Raw genomic sequence first — 13,606 nt, forward strand, 5'->3', positions numbered from 1 at the left:
AACCGCTAAGCGAGCGCTCCCAAGAAAACGAACAGTCAACTGAGTAGAGACTGATGTTGGGTCCACTCCAAAGGGAGCAACTTCGGGATCCGCGCCAATGACAGGCCAGCCGGCTGCCTGCCTTCTAAAATTGCTGACGCAACGTCCGGTGAAAGAAACGCCAGCCTGAGGGCTTGGCGAACGACTTTTGGATGAAGTTGGTTCGCCTCGGCGAGCGATTCGATGGTCTCAAACACCCCATCTTGAAGCGATTGGACCCAGGCCTGAGCACGGACGATCGATCGGACCAAGCTTTCGTTATGCCTGGTCTCCTGCGCATCCTCGTTGTCCATTGCGGTTGCCAAGTCCCTCGTTTTTTGCGACCAGGCCACTCCTATTTGTGCGCTGGTCCCGTTCACATCGGTGGGGCCATTAGGACTAGAGATCGTTATCAACAGCCGGTCGCGGGCAACGACGACGCGCGCAACCATTTTAATGAGGTCAGGCCCATTATTGGATTCTGTCCGCCCTTGATGCGATTTGAGGGCGGCAAGGACCGCGCTCTCAATGTCTGCCGCTGGGACACGTCCGACCGACCCCGCTGCTTTGTTTCTTCCCCGCAGCAGCGCCGAACTGACATAGAAGCGGTAGCGTACGCCGTTTTTGCTGGAAAAGCTCGGGCCCATGAGATGGCCCTTGTCGTCAAACAGCTTGCCTTGGAGCAATGCTCCGCTTTCAGAGTACTTGATCCGGCGTCCGTTGCCGTTGGATTTCAGCAGGTCCTGCACCCGCTCGAAAATCTGCCGGTCGAGGATTGCCTCGTGCTCTCCTTCGAACCATTTGTCGCCATAATGGATTTCGCCGAGATAGATGCGGTTCTTCAGAAAATAGGCGAGGGGCCCGTAAGTGAAGGGTATGCCGCCGTTGTACTTTGCGACTTTGGTGGTGCGTCGCTTGGTGACAATACCCCGGCGATCGAGTTCGGCCGCCAGCTTGCTGAAGGACTTCAGATCAAGATAGAGGCGAAAGACCGTGCGGACAGTCTCGGCTTCGGTCTTGTTGATGACGAGCTTCTTGTCCCGGGCCTCGTAGCCGAGCGGCACGGTGCCGCCAGTCCATTTTCCCTTGCGCCTGCTGGCCGCGATCTTGTCTCGTACCCGCTCAGACGACAATTCTCGCTCGAACTGGGCAAAGGACAAGAGCACGTTGAGTGTCAGCCTTCCCATGGACGTGGTGGTGTTGAACTGCTGGGTGACGGCCACGAACGAGATCGATCTGGCGTCAAAGGCCTCGACCAGCTTGGCGAAGTCGGCTAGCGAGCGGGTTAGGCGGTCGATTTTGTAAACCACCACCACGTCAATCCTGCCGGCTCCGATATCGGCCAGCAGCTTTTTGAGGGCAGGGCGGTCGAGGTTGCCGCCGGAAAAAGCGGGGTCATCGTAATGCTGGGGGAGGGCCTTCCAGCCCTGTGAGGCCTGGCTCTTTATATAGGCCTCGCAGGCGTCCCGTTGGGCATCCAGCGAGTTGAATTCCAGCTCCAGGCCATGATCGGTGGATTTGCGGGTGTAGATGGCACAGCGGAGTACTTTGGCTTCACCTCCCATCGGCGCCCTCCCGATTGGACGCTGACCGCAGCCCAAAGAACCGCGGACCGTTCCATTTGGTGCCGGTGATCTCAGAGGCGATTTCGGAAAGGCTCGTAAAGGTCTTGCCGTCATGGGCAAAGCCGTCGGCCATCACTATGACGCGATAGGTCTTGCCCTTCCATGTTCGCACCAGTTCGGAGCCGGGCTTGATCCGCCGGGGCAGCTCAAGCCGGCCGTTGGGTTTTGCCATTGCGGTTTTCACCAATTGATCGAGCAGACGTCTTGTCGAAGCAGAGAGGCCGCCGTAGGCCTTCTCTTGGATCCGTTGTGCAATAGTTCGACGTAGCAGATCCGGACCGAACGCTTTTGGCGGTTCGGTCCGGAATAGCTCGCGGTATCGTTTCCGCAGGTCGGCGATGGGCGTCGTCGGCAGCCGATCCAGTTCGGCTTCAACAGCTGGATCGGCCGCAGCCTTTAAATGTTGTCTGCCCGACATCATGATACCGCGCCGGGTTTTGCGATCCGGTAGATGCGCTCGTCGCCGACCTTGTCCGAGACCAGATTCAGTTTGAGTTTCTGCTTGACTACTCCGGCAAAAAAGCCACGTACCGAGTGCTGCTGCCAGTCGGTTGCTTTCATGATCGCTGCAATCGTCGTGCCCTTCGGCTGCCGAAGCATTCCGAGGACGGTTTCCTGCTTCGACGATGCGCTGGTCAGCTTAACCGTTGCCTTCTTGGGCGCGGTCGCCCTGGATGCGGCTGTCGACTGGGTGGCGCTTCGCTTCCCCGACGAAGCCCCCATGGCTCCCGGTCGTTTGGCGCCGCGCTTTCCTGCTCTCGATTTTAGTTTGCTGGTGGCCATCTGGCTCTCCCTAATGTCAACGACAGCATCAAGCGCTGCCACTGACACAAGCCCCACGATCCGGCGGGGCGAGCAAGAGGACCGAGGCCCTAAGCTTGCGACAAGCTGTTCAATATTGACGCCGCATCGTTGAACCGTGCTCAAGGTCGCGGTTTGATGACGGTCGCCTCCCAAAACATGCCCACCACACACGCTCCGTCCGGCGCGGAAGTCGAGCAGATCTTGAGCAATCTTGTGGCGTTGTTCGCTCCGCGCCGATCATCTTGTGATCGGAATCCCCAATAACCGGCCCGATCTGAGCATTTTCGGTGACGGCCTTCATGGTTACGGCCGATCACCGGTTAGAAAAAAGGTCGGCATCAGCTCGAGTGAGTCCGCACAAAGTCGAGGGCGATGGATTCCATGAGGTCACGTCGACCTTGCCGCCACTTGGGTGCTTAAGAAAAAGCGCTGCCACCACATCGAAGTCCAGCATCAGCGGGAACGTCGACCTCGTTCACCATCGACTCATGCCCGGGTAATCATATTCGTCAGGGCGGCCGACGGAGATGGGTGCGAAAATTTCAATGTTATCGTACATCGCACGGGCAGCGGCCCATTTCAGAAACTGAGAGATGCTGTCGACCTGATCGTCATGTTTGCCCTGGGGAAAAGCCAGTAATTCCAGCAAAAAAGCATCAAGCCATTCCGCCTTCGCAGGCAGGAACACCTGTCCTGCTTCAATTTTGAATGATTGTGCCACCATCCGATCGGCTTTGCTGCCCTCCGGCTTGACGCCAATCGGAGGGGGCATTCCCTTCGGCGTATCGCGCCGAAGGTCCTGCAGCAGCGCCATCCCGGGTCCGGCGTCCTCGATCAGGACGGTCTCCGCGCCGTGCCGCGCGGCCAGGCTCGCGACGGTGCGCCTGAGGTCGGGATATTGTTGGCGTCCCCGAAACACGTCGAGCAAATAATAGTCCTTCTTTACGGTCCGCCAGGTGGTGCAGACCGAATAATCATTGGCCGGACCGGTCATCGCGGCGGTATCCCAGCTTTGCGCGATATGCTCGCGTGGGCCAGGTGCAGGTAAATGATCATAAAATCGAAACCACTCTCGCTTGATAAGGTTGCCTTCGAGCGGGATCGGCCGTTGCTGGTACTGAGCCGAGAACATCAGGCTCCCGATTTCGGCCTTGATCCGGTCGAGAACACCTCGGTCCTCCCGCTTCGCGTGCAGCACATCACCGGTACGGCGGCTGAATCGCTTGTTGCGACCGATCGAAATTTCGCGATCTTCGAGCGCAATGGCGGGGAGATCGAGATGATGCCACCCGTCCAGCTGGAGAAGATGACCTGCGAGATCGTCTTCATGCAGACGCTGCATTACCAGAACGATAGGACCCTTCTCCTTGTCGTTGAGGCGCGAGACCAGCGAGCCGCCATACCAGTCGATTAGTCCCACACATTCGGACGATGCCTGCCGAACCGGCCGAGCTGGATGTTGTTGACGTGGGAGGCACGTCCCTTCTTGAACACGAAAACCAACTCATGTTTGCTGCGAAAAAGACTTCCCATGCCTGCGTTTGATTTGTTCCAGACGCAGAGGTTTTTCATCTCTGCGTACACAGGGGCGGCAGCAGCTAGGAGTTCCTTGATCCGGCGCCAGTCCATAAAGATAAAGTGGATTGAGCCATCGAGTGCAAATCGTGAGGCATGCCCAAGGGCGGTCGCCAGGAACGCCTCGAATTCCTCGGAGGACATCTCTCCGGACCCCATGGTGAACTCGGCATGCTTGGTCCTGCCAAGTCCGGAAACATGGCCGTCGATTTCAACATTATAGGGCGGATCGGTGAACACCATCGCCGCGCGTTGGTCACCTAACAGGCGATCATAGCTTTTTGTGTCCAGCGCGTTGCCGCAGTGCAGCCGATGGTCGCCCAGGACCCAGGTGTCGCCCGGTCTCGTGACCGGCGCTCTTGCGTCGATCGGAGGCAATTCGTCTTCCTCGTCTTCCGCTCCAAGGAGGTGTGCGTCGATTTCGCCCATCTCAAATCCTGAGATTTGAAGGTCGATGTTTTGGTCGAGCGCGAGGACGTCTGAGAACTCAAGTGCCAGGGCTTCAGTATCCCAACTGGAGTCTTCACCGAGGCGGTTGAGCGCTAGTCGAAGAAGTCGGAGCTTGCTGTCATCGAGGTCGGCAATGGTGACCGCGGGAACTTCCGGCAGACCCAGCTGCCGCGCTGCCAGCACGAGACCCCAACCGGCCACAACGCGCTGCTCACTGTCTAGGACAATGGGAAGAACAAAGCCGAATTCGTCCAGGCTCGCAGCAAGTTTATCCAACTGACGACGGGGGTGGCGACGAGTTTCCCGGCCCAGCGCCTTTAGCTTGTCTGTCCGAACAAAGGTGGGACTAAGGTCCCGAGAAACCGCATGCCCGTTTCCGCGGGCGCTCGTTGACGACGTCATCGCTTCTCTCCGGCTTTCGACGATTCGCGGACTCTTTCCGCTCAGCGTCGACTTTGGCCAGGAGAACCGGTCTTACAATTAGGGAATCATCTCCCTCGCCATAATTTTTCGCCGGGAAGGCTCGTTTCGGGAACGAATGAGGCCGGCCATCCACTGACTGACCTGTTTCGGTCTTATGGAAGGGTCGCAAATTGTTAGGAAGTCTCGGACGAACTGGCCGGCCTTGGATTGCGGCTTGCCGTCATACTCAGTTTTCACGTAGGGCGTATGGGTAAATTTGCCGCCACAGGCCTCAACTATTTCGGCTAGCGTGACAACGACGTGCTTCATTTCGCCTATAGGCTTTGGACCACCTTGCTTCTTGCCGATCTTTAACGCGCGCCCGGTCGCGTCAAAAGCTCTTTGGGCGATATGGACAACCTGGTTCAATGATTGCAGATGATAATCGTTCGTCCACGGCAGAAACCGAAGCAATTCGCTTTGGGTTGCGAAATCGAGGAAGTGCAGAGCATCCGCAAGGCCGTCAGCCGACGCAGAAAAAGTAAGTAGATGATCCGCACGAGTTTTTTTAACGCGAGCCGTCGATCTTGCACTGGCCGCGAGCGCGCGCAGCGCTAGGGGCAGCGATAAAAATACCTGGAACGCTGTCGCATAACCAACACTAGAGATTTCGTCCGATTCCAGATCGCGAATTGTAGGTTCATCCAGATCAACGGTCGCATCTAAAAAAGATCGGAGGCGATTGCCGACAACCTTAAGCGCCTCGTGAATGGCTCTGCGAGATGGCTTTTGAGATTCAAAAAGAGTGCTCTTAACGACGAGCTCCCGGACAAAATCGAGATTTGATCTCAACGGCTGTTTCAGAAGTGAAACGCCGGAAAAATTTAGATGAGCGATGAGGCTCTCGAATTCGCTGTCACTGAACAAACAGCCGATATCGCCACGGCTATCTTCAGCCAATGAGACGCGGCGTGCCTCCATTTCTTTCGTGGTCTGTCCATGGCCTCGGACGCAGACTATTCCAGACCAGCCCCACGCAATGTTCACTCGTCTCGGCATCTGATCCTCTGGCAATAAAGGGGACAGAATCACGTGCGAATATAGCAATCCAAAACAGGTTACCCATTCGTCAACAGTTGTCGCAGATTCGCTTGAGGTACCGAATTGTTCTCATCAAATTCGCGTAATGTTGGATTTGGAATGTATATCGTGCCGCAAACAGCTGGAGATGGTCATCGTGACCAGGTCGTTAAACGGTTTCCTCTAACGGCCGATTTCTTTAACAGCATCTTTAACAACACCAGACATCGGGCGGGGGCCGGAAGTCTTCATTATGCGTTGGTCGTATTCTGCGATTGTCTGTAATGGCGCCTTGGCTTTCACTCGAACGATTTTGTAACCGCCAGTTCTTAGCTTGCGCAATAACTCCGGCAGCGCTTCACCGGTGTGCTGTTGGAAATCGGCCAGCATAATTATGCCTTTATCGAGTATCTTGATTTTCCTCATGGTCTCCTCGATGATCTTCTGGGAATTAACAGCTCTGTCATCGAACGAATCCAGATCGCAGGAGAACACCGCGATGTTCCGTGTGCCGAGATAAGTAACCATTTCAGGCGGGTGCTGAAGCGCCGGGAAGCGGAAGAACGGCGACGGTTCCGATCCCAATGCCCATTTTACCGCACTAAATCCTTTTTCAATTTCGTCCTTGCGCTCCTGTTCGGTCAGTTTTTTGCTATTGAGATTTGCATTTGACCAAGTAGCGCTGCCAATGCTGTGGCCAGCTGCAGCGACCTGCCTGAGGATTTCAGGATAGTAGGTCGCATGCTTGCCGATCGGGAAGAATATGCCGGTTGTGCATTCGTCCGCCAAGGCTTTCAGCACGGCGGCTGTATTTTTGGGCCATGGTCCATGATTAAACGTCAGCACGACTTCCTTGTCGTTGAGAAAATCAAACTGCTTAAAATGTTCAAAGCCAAATCCAGGTCCGGCGGTCGTGTCGACCGCGACGACCCGCGAAACGCCAAGAGCTTCTGGATTGGAACATGGTAGTTCGATGGGTTCCAATGGCCTGGCAAGCTGCTCGTTCTGCACGTCTTTCTTTCGCAACGGTTCTTGGGAAATGCCGGCATCGGAATTTGGCTTCACAACGCCGTCCGCCGAGATTCTTCCTTCGGATGATGCCCTCAGGTAAATCTGTTCCTTTGAAAGCGACCCGTAAATGATTGGTTGTTGCTCGCGTTTGGTCGCGGCCATGACATCGTCGCGTACGATACGAAACAAGAATGTGACCTCGAGCCCAGGAGTCTCCATATTTTTTAAGAGAGAACTGGTGAACGGGCTATTGCGGCCAGAACCATCGTTTGCTGTTGTGCCGTCCCGCGCTGAATAGGCAATCAAAATATTGTCGTTCGGCTCAACGCGTACAAACCCGCGTTCGACCGCCCTTGTCAGATGTGTTCGTTGCATCTTAGGCAAAAACGGATTGTTTCGGCACGCGTCCAGGATGACAAGTCCTAACTTGGTCGTATTGGAGACCGCGCGCGTCAGGGATTGAAGGCTGATTGTCTCATTGGGGACATCGAAATCGGTTGCTAATTGTGCATCGACTGGAATCAACCAGTTTTCGCCGGCGATCTCCATGCCATGGCCGGCAAAGAAGATGACCGCGAATTCCGCGCCACGGGCCTGTTGTTGAAAACTGATCAGCGCGCGGCGTATGTCATCGAAATTCGCATTGGTCAGTGTCTTCACATCAAAACCGAGCCGCTTAAGCGAGTCGGTAATATCACTTGCGTCATTTACAGGGTTTGGCAGGGCCGACACGCGCTGATAGGCGCTATTGCCAATCACCAAGGCAACTCGGGATTGGGCTAATGCCGGAGAGGGCCCACAAAGCAATCCAATCCATAAAAACGTGAGATAAAGCAAGCGCATATGCATACCCCCAATATCTCGGCAGCTTAACGTAGTTACGTGCACGCGCAAGAACTATACGGCTGCGACATCGAATGAACTCGATGCTTCAATTAAGGCGGCGGCGCAACGAGACCTTTTCGCGAATTTTGAACATGGTTGGCTCCCGATAGACTGCTGTGGTCAGCGGCCCGCCGCCAGCAGTTCACCGGAATGGCGCCAAAGCCTGATGCCGTGGCCTGCTCTCTTCTATGGGGCCTCCGCACCCGCCGAAACGGAAGCCATGAGCTGGCTTGCCGGGCAATTGAGGCTGCCGCGCTCTTAGTCTGAAAAGGTCATACCGGGTTCGGGGCGTTTGGCCGGTGGGCACCACCTCCATTGCGCCCGAGCTCGAGCGCGACACCAGCGCCGTACGGAAGCCACCCATGCGATAGACCACTGCGGCAGAGTTGTGGGCTCCCATAGCCGAGAAAATTCTCTGGCGGGCTGGCTAACACGCCTATTCCGTGTAGTTTGGGATCGAAAAAGCGAATGCCCCCCGGCGAACAGCTTGGCGACCCCCAATCAAATTGGAGCCGACGCGTGGCTCGTCGCACTCCTGATTCATTGGAAAGCGTGGCAAGATGGCCAAGGTTAAGAAGACCGAGGGGGACGATTGGAAAGCGGAGCTCAATCTGCTTGAGAACTTGCGATGGTCGCGAAAGGAGTTTCTCGATCGTATCTGCTTGTCGAGCAATTCGCAGGAAGAGCGCATTCTGGGTACGCTCAGGCTCGACGCAACCTATCAGTTGGCGGAGTTCTATTTTCTGATTGGCGCGCGTGGCATCGAGACCGAAGCCGACGTGCAAAAACTGGCGGAGCTGCATAACCAGTACATTGTGGACATCATGAAGGATCCTAGCAAGATGAGCCGGATTGGTCTCACGCGCGAGCGTGCCCTCGAAGGCATGTTCACGTCAGACACCATGCCTCGGCTGCTACAGAACTGGCGGGACAGGAAGGGTGCAATCGATCAGTCCAACCTCGCGCGTCTGCTCATGAGCGTGATGTCGACCGAGACCTGTCGCAAGATCGTCGTTGGCTGCGCCGAAGCGGGATTTCTGAATCGAGAAAAGACAGCCTATGGAACGATCCTCGTGTCCTCCAACGGAAAACTCGAAGGAATTTTCGGAAGTTGCATTCGCGATTTGCACAAGCGAATTCAGGGAGCTGTTTGACACCATGTCACGAAAACATTTGATGATGTTTGCTGTCGCAATCGCGATGATTGCCGAGCCGGCATGTGCGGAGCTGCAGGGCGTGGCAAAGAGCGCTCCCGAGTTCACCAGCGATGAGTTGGCGATCATTAGCCGCAACGCTGCATTATCCGGAATCGTCAAAGAGGATCCTTGGGTGGTCCGCATTCTGCTTGATGCGATTGATCGGGTTCAGCCGGTGGTGTCGAACCAGGCTGCAGAAACGCCGCTTCCGCCGGGGGAACCGCCCGCCTCGTTTGACCCAAACAAGAATCCGGATGTCGAGCGGTTGCAGCGCGCTTCACCTGAAGCAGTCCATGACCTGTTTCAACTTTTGAAGCAGGTGGCAGCCAGTAAACCATCGGCGCCAAAATGAATTGGCCTTTACTAACAATTCGAAATGCTGCGAACAACGGCGATTCGCGTGGCGAGATGGAGGCGTGATGCTGTTTATTAATCCATTTCGGCTCCGAGACGGAATCTTGCCACGTCGAGGTCTGCTCTTCTTTGTCCTAGTTCTTTTTGCCGCTACCGCTGTTGCACATGCAACCTCAACTCCTATTGAGGTTGTCCCACAGCTTGGGCAATCGAAGATTAAGGCAATCGTATTTTCGCATGACGGACGGTTTATTGTCTCAGGTAGTGCGGATCACACCATAAAACTTTGGGATGCCGGCAGCGGACGTGAGCTCCGCACCTTCACGGGGCATACCGGCTATGTCAATTCCGTCGCATTTTTACCTGATGGTCGGCGGATTGTTTCGGGGGGCGGCGATAAAAATATCAAGCTTTGGGACGCAGAAAGCGGGCGCGAACTTCGCACCTTTTCCGGACACACGAGTGAAGTCACTCTTGTGGCGGTTTCGTCCGATGGTCGGCGCATTATTTCGAGCGGCTACGACTACACAATCAAGCTTTGGGACATCGAAACCGGATATGAAATTCGTACCTTAAGGCTTGAAAAGTTCGATCGAGTGGCGGTGTCAGCCGATGGCCGGAGGGTCGTGTCGGGAGGTGGAGATAAACCCATTAAGCTGTGGGACCTCGAAAGCGGCGCGGAATTGCGTACATTTCCCGGAGAGGCCCAACGAGTCATTTCGTTCGCATTTTCACCGGATGGCCGAAAGATTGCATCGGGAATCGGCGATCACAGCATAAAGCTTCGGGAAGCAGAGACCGGAGGTGAACTTCTTAACTTGCCTGGACATGTTTATAGCTCCGCCATGCTTCTGGCATTCTCGTCTGATGGCACGAGATTTATATCGGGGAGCGACGATCATACTATCAAGCTTTGGGACGCAAAGAGCGGGCGCGAACTTCGTACCTTTAAAGCCGGTGAGGTCACTTCCGTGGCTTTTTCTGCCGATGGACAACGAGTCGTTTCCGGGGGCGACACGATCAAGCTTTGGGACACGGACAATGGACAGCAAATCGGCGGCTTTGAGCGCAACAGCATTTCGACAAATTCCATGGCGTTTTTGCCAGACGGACGGAGAATCGTATCAGGAAATAGCGATTCAGCCATCAAGGTTTGGGATACCGACAACGGCCGGGAAGTTCGAGGCTTCGAGGGGCATTCACAGGAAGTCATTTCCGTAGCGGTTTCAGCAAACGGCAAGCGACTTGTCTCCGGGAGCGTCAACGACACCATCAAGTTGTGGGACCTCGACAGCGGCCGCGAATTGCCGGTCTTCCGGGAGCGTGCAAACCCAGTAGCCTCACTTGCGATTTCACCCGATGGCCAGCGGATCGTGTCGGGGAGCAACATTCCACCGATCAAGCTATGGGACGCCGACACCGGACGCGAACTTCACACCTTCAACGCCATTCAGGTTAGCTCTTTGGCGTTTTCACCCGACGGCCGCCGAATCGTTTCGGGAAATGCAATCCTAGAGCTTTGGGACACCGACAGCGGAACTAAGCTCCGTAGATTCCTTGGGCACACCAGCTGGGTCAATTCGGTCGCCTTTTCGCCCGATGGTCAACGAATAATTTCCGGTAGCCGTGACGGATCGGCGAAACTATGGGATGGCAAAAGCGGACGCGAGCTCCGCACCTTCACGGGGCATGGTGAAGTCCTTTCCGTAACATTTTCTTCCGATGGCCAAAGAATTATTTCAGGAGGTCGCGGCAATATCACGCTTTGGGATGTCCAGAGCGGTCGCGAAATCCGTACATTCACCGAGCGTTCTGGCGCTCTCAGCTCTGTAGCCGTTTCGTCGAATGGTCGGAAGATCGTTTCGGTAAATTCGGACGGGACGACTAAATTGTGGGACGCGCAGAGTGGTGCACTACTCGGAACGAGGATCGCGTTTAAGGGTGACGAGTGGGTTTTTCTGACACCTGAGGGCTTCTTTGACGCGTCTGACAGGGGCAACGGTGCTAGAAATCTGAGCATTGTCCGTGGCCTTGAGGTGTCGTCGATCGATCAAGTGTTTAATGCGCTGTACCGGCCTGACCTAGTGCGGGAGAAGCTGGCGGGCGATCCCGACGGCAAGGTGAAGGCTGCGGCGGCGAAGCTCGATCTTGAGAAAGTGATGGCGAGCGGCTCTGCGCCGAAGGTTACGATCACGTCGCCCGCTGCAGGGTCTTCGTCGGCGACCGACGAGGTCGCAGTTGAGGCGACAGTGTCGGACCAGGGCGGTGGCATCGGCAAGGTGGAATGGCGGATCAACGGGGTCACCTCAGGGGTCGAGACGCGGGGCCTGGAGCGGGTCGAGGCGGCGGCGTCCGCGGGCAGGTCCTTGACCGTGAAGCGGTCGCTGGCGCTGGAGCGCGGCGAGAACCGGATCGAGGTGCTGGCCTATAATAACAAGGACCTGATCGCCTCGGAGCCGGCATCGGTGACGGTGACCTGGGATGGCGAGAAGACCGCAACTCCACCCAAGCTCTTTGTGATGGCGGTGGGCGTGAACGACTATTACGACAGCCGGCTAAGGCTGTCCTATGCGGTGCCAGATGCCACCGCGATTGCCGAGGGCTTCCGCAAGGCCGGTGCCGGGCTCTATGCCGCGGTCGATGTGACGACAGTGCTGGATAAGGACGTCACCATCGCCAATCTGGACAAGGTGTTCAGCGAGCTTGGCAAGAAGGCGCAACCGCGGGACGTCTTCGTGTTCTTCCTGGCCGGGCACGGCAAAACCAAGAACGGCCGCTACTACTTCTTACCCAGAGACTTCCGCTACGAGGACGAGGACTCGATCGAGAAGGCCGGCATGGACCAGGACAAGTTCCAGGCCTGGTTCGCGAAGATTCCTGCCCGCAAGAGTATCCTGCTTTACGACACCTGCGAGAGCGGCTCGCTGACCGGCACCAAGGCGAGGGGCAGCGACATCGACGAGCGGCTGGGCGCGCTCAACCGCATGACCCGGGCGACGGGGCGAACGTTCCTTACCGCCACCACCGACGACGCCCCGGCGCTGGAGGGTTATCGCGGCCACGGCGTGTTTACCTATGCGCTGCTGGACGCGCTGGAGCATGCCGACGTCAACAAGAACGGACTGATCGAGGTCTCCGAGCTTGCCGACTATATCGATCAGAAGGTCCCCGACATCAGCTTCGAGGCATTCAAGCTGCGCCAGATCCCGCAGCGAAGCATCGTCGGTAACAACTTCGCTCTGACAAACAAGATGGTCATTCTTACTCCCGCCAATGGCGTGAACGCCAACCCCGCGAAGGTCAGCACCTTAGCTCCAGCTAACGGTACACGATCCGACACAGCTATTCCGACCAAGCCAACCCATGTGGTGATTTCGTTGAGCCCGATAGAGGTGCTTAAGGAACCCAGCGGCGGGGCTGTCACGATCGAGATACTTCCAGCGGGAACCCTTGTTACTGCGGTCAAGAGCTCAGAAGGATGGACTCTCATCGCCAAAGACGGAAAATCCTTCGGATATGTTGCCCAAGCCGGTTTGGCACCGTTGCAATAGCGGTCGCAAAGCATTCCCAAAGAATGCTTCTAGCGTAAAGCCATTCGAGCAAAGTAGTTTTGAAAATGCTGCGGTGTCACGACGTGGATTTGCAAGCGGTGTAAGCGCTCCTTTGTAATCCTGGTTTCCAATGAGAAGTGCAAAGCGTTTACCTTCGCTGCGACAGGCCGGAGCATCGCTTAATGGGACCGCTTGAGCAGCGGTCATCTCAACCGGCAAAAGTAGGACAAGCGAAAGCAAATAGCGCAAGATAGGGGCTGTCGGGTGAGAACGTCCTTTCACCCATGCCAAAAACTCCTAGGCGAGTGATTGCAAAAACATTAGCCTGCCACAGACCCCGGAGCCTGCCACAGACCCCGGCAAGCGTCGAGGGGGCTTGTCACGTCAACCCCGTCGTGCCGGACCGAAACGTTAGATCATTGGCGGCGGAGGAAAGGCGCTGCTGTAAATGAGCGAGCGTTCCAACGGGATATGGGCTCCAATCGAATTTGGGGCCATCAAACGTCTCGCCAAGCTCCAATCTTTCGGGTTATTCTGTTTTGCACCGTCCAGTGGTAATGAGTTTTTATGTCTAGTCCATATCTGCCGCGAAGCCGCCTATCTAGCGGTTAGCTTCAATCTATTTGAACTATAACCGGCACAAGTGTGCCAGGGG

The 13,606-nt window shown here is 56.1% G+C and carries 11 protein-coding genes and 1 pseudogene; 3 read left to right on the plus strand and 9 right to left on the minus strand.

Annotated features, from left to right (window positions below; all coding sequences use genetic code 11):
* Nucleotides 1-35 precede the first annotated feature (35 nt).
* The 8 genes and pseudogenes from V1289_RS35340 to V1289_RS35375 form a co-directional block, all read right to left on the minus strand.
* A complete protein-coding gene (locus tag V1289_RS35340) occupies nt 36-1,583 on the minus strand; it encodes a recombinase family protein (RefSeq protein ID WP_334403135.1) in 1,548 nt (515 codons plus the stop codon).
* Nucleotides 1,573-2,064 (minus strand): DUF2924 domain-containing protein, encoded by a 492-nt coding sequence (locus V1289_RS35345; protein ID WP_334403137.1) that lies wholly within the window; start codon nt 2,062-2,064, stop codon nt 1,573-1,575. Before V1289_RS35345 ends, V1289_RS35340 begins: the two co-directional genes overlap by 11 nt.
* Entirely contained in the window at nt 2,061-2,426 is a 366-nt protein-coding gene (locus tag V1289_RS35350; protein ID WP_334403139.1) for a DUF3489 domain-containing protein, read from the minus strand. The genes V1289_RS35345 and V1289_RS35350 overlap by 4 nt, the downstream gene beginning before the upstream one ends.
* Before the next feature lie 496 nt (nt 2,427-2,922).
* Entirely contained in the window at nt 2,923-3,867 is a 945-nt protein-coding gene (gene terL, locus V1289_RS35355; protein WP_334403141.1) for a phage terminase large subunit, read from the minus strand.
* Nucleotides 3,858-4,874 (minus strand): DNA methyltransferase, encoded by a 1,017-nt coding sequence (locus V1289_RS35360; RefSeq protein WP_334403144.1) that lies wholly within the window; start codon nt 4,872-4,874, stop codon nt 3,858-3,860. Before V1289_RS35360 ends, terL begins: the two co-directional genes overlap by 10 nt.
* Before the next feature lie 78 nt (nt 4,875-4,952).
* Nucleotides 4,953-5,834, minus strand: a complete 882-nt coding sequence (locus V1289_RS35365) for a hypothetical protein (RefSeq protein ID WP_334403147.1) — start codon at nt 5,832-5,834, stop codon at nt 4,953-4,955.
* 303 nt (nt 5,835-6,137) lie between these two features.
* Nucleotides 6,138-6,995 carry a polysaccharide deacetylase family protein gene (locus V1289_RS35370; protein WP_442896215.1) on the minus strand — a complete coding sequence of 286 codons (858 nt, stop codon included), beginning with the start codon at nt 6,993-6,995 and terminating at the stop codon, nt 6,138-6,140.
* An 87-nt stretch (nt 6,996-7,082) separates the two neighbouring features.
* A pseudogene (locus V1289_RS35375) lies at nt 7,083-7,814 on the minus strand (caspase family protein); the annotation flags it as partial.
* Between the two features lie 596 nt (nt 7,815-8,410).
* On the opposite strand from V1289_RS35375, the gene V1289_RS35380 reads away from it, so the two are divergent.
* The 3 genes from V1289_RS35380 to V1289_RS35390 all read left to right on the plus strand — a co-directional run bounded on the left by V1289_RS35380 (nt 8,411) and on the right by V1289_RS35390 (nt 12,951).
* Nucleotides 8,411-9,004 (plus strand): hypothetical protein, encoded by a 594-nt coding sequence (locus V1289_RS35380; protein WP_334403150.1) that lies wholly within the window; start codon nt 8,411-8,413, stop codon nt 9,002-9,004.
* Between the two features lie 4 nt (nt 9,005-9,008).
* On the plus strand, nt 9,009-9,398 hold the full coding sequence (locus V1289_RS35385) for a hypothetical protein (RefSeq protein WP_334403153.1): 390 nt from the start codon (nt 9,009-9,011) through the stop codon (nt 9,396-9,398).
* A 67-nt stretch (nt 9,399-9,465) separates the two neighbouring features.
* Nucleotides 9,466-12,951: a caspase family protein gene (locus V1289_RS35390; protein WP_334403155.1), complete on the plus strand. Its 3,486-nt coding sequence runs from the start codon at nt 9,466-9,468 to the stop codon at nt 12,949-12,951.
* On the opposite strand, the gene V1289_RS49960 is transcribed toward V1289_RS35390, so the two are convergent.
* Entirely contained in the window at nt 12,871-13,158 is a 288-nt protein-coding gene (locus tag V1289_RS49960; protein ID WP_442896216.1) for a caspase family protein, read from the minus strand. The two genes, V1289_RS35390 and V1289_RS49960, sit on opposite strands and share 81 nt — an antisense overlap.
* Nucleotides 13,159-13,606: the final 448 nt, after the last annotated feature.

The organism is Bradyrhizobium sp. AZCC 2289, assembly GCF_036924615.1.
Taxonomy (GTDB): Bacteria; Pseudomonadota; Alphaproteobacteria; order Rhizobiales; family Xanthobacteraceae; genus Bradyrhizobium.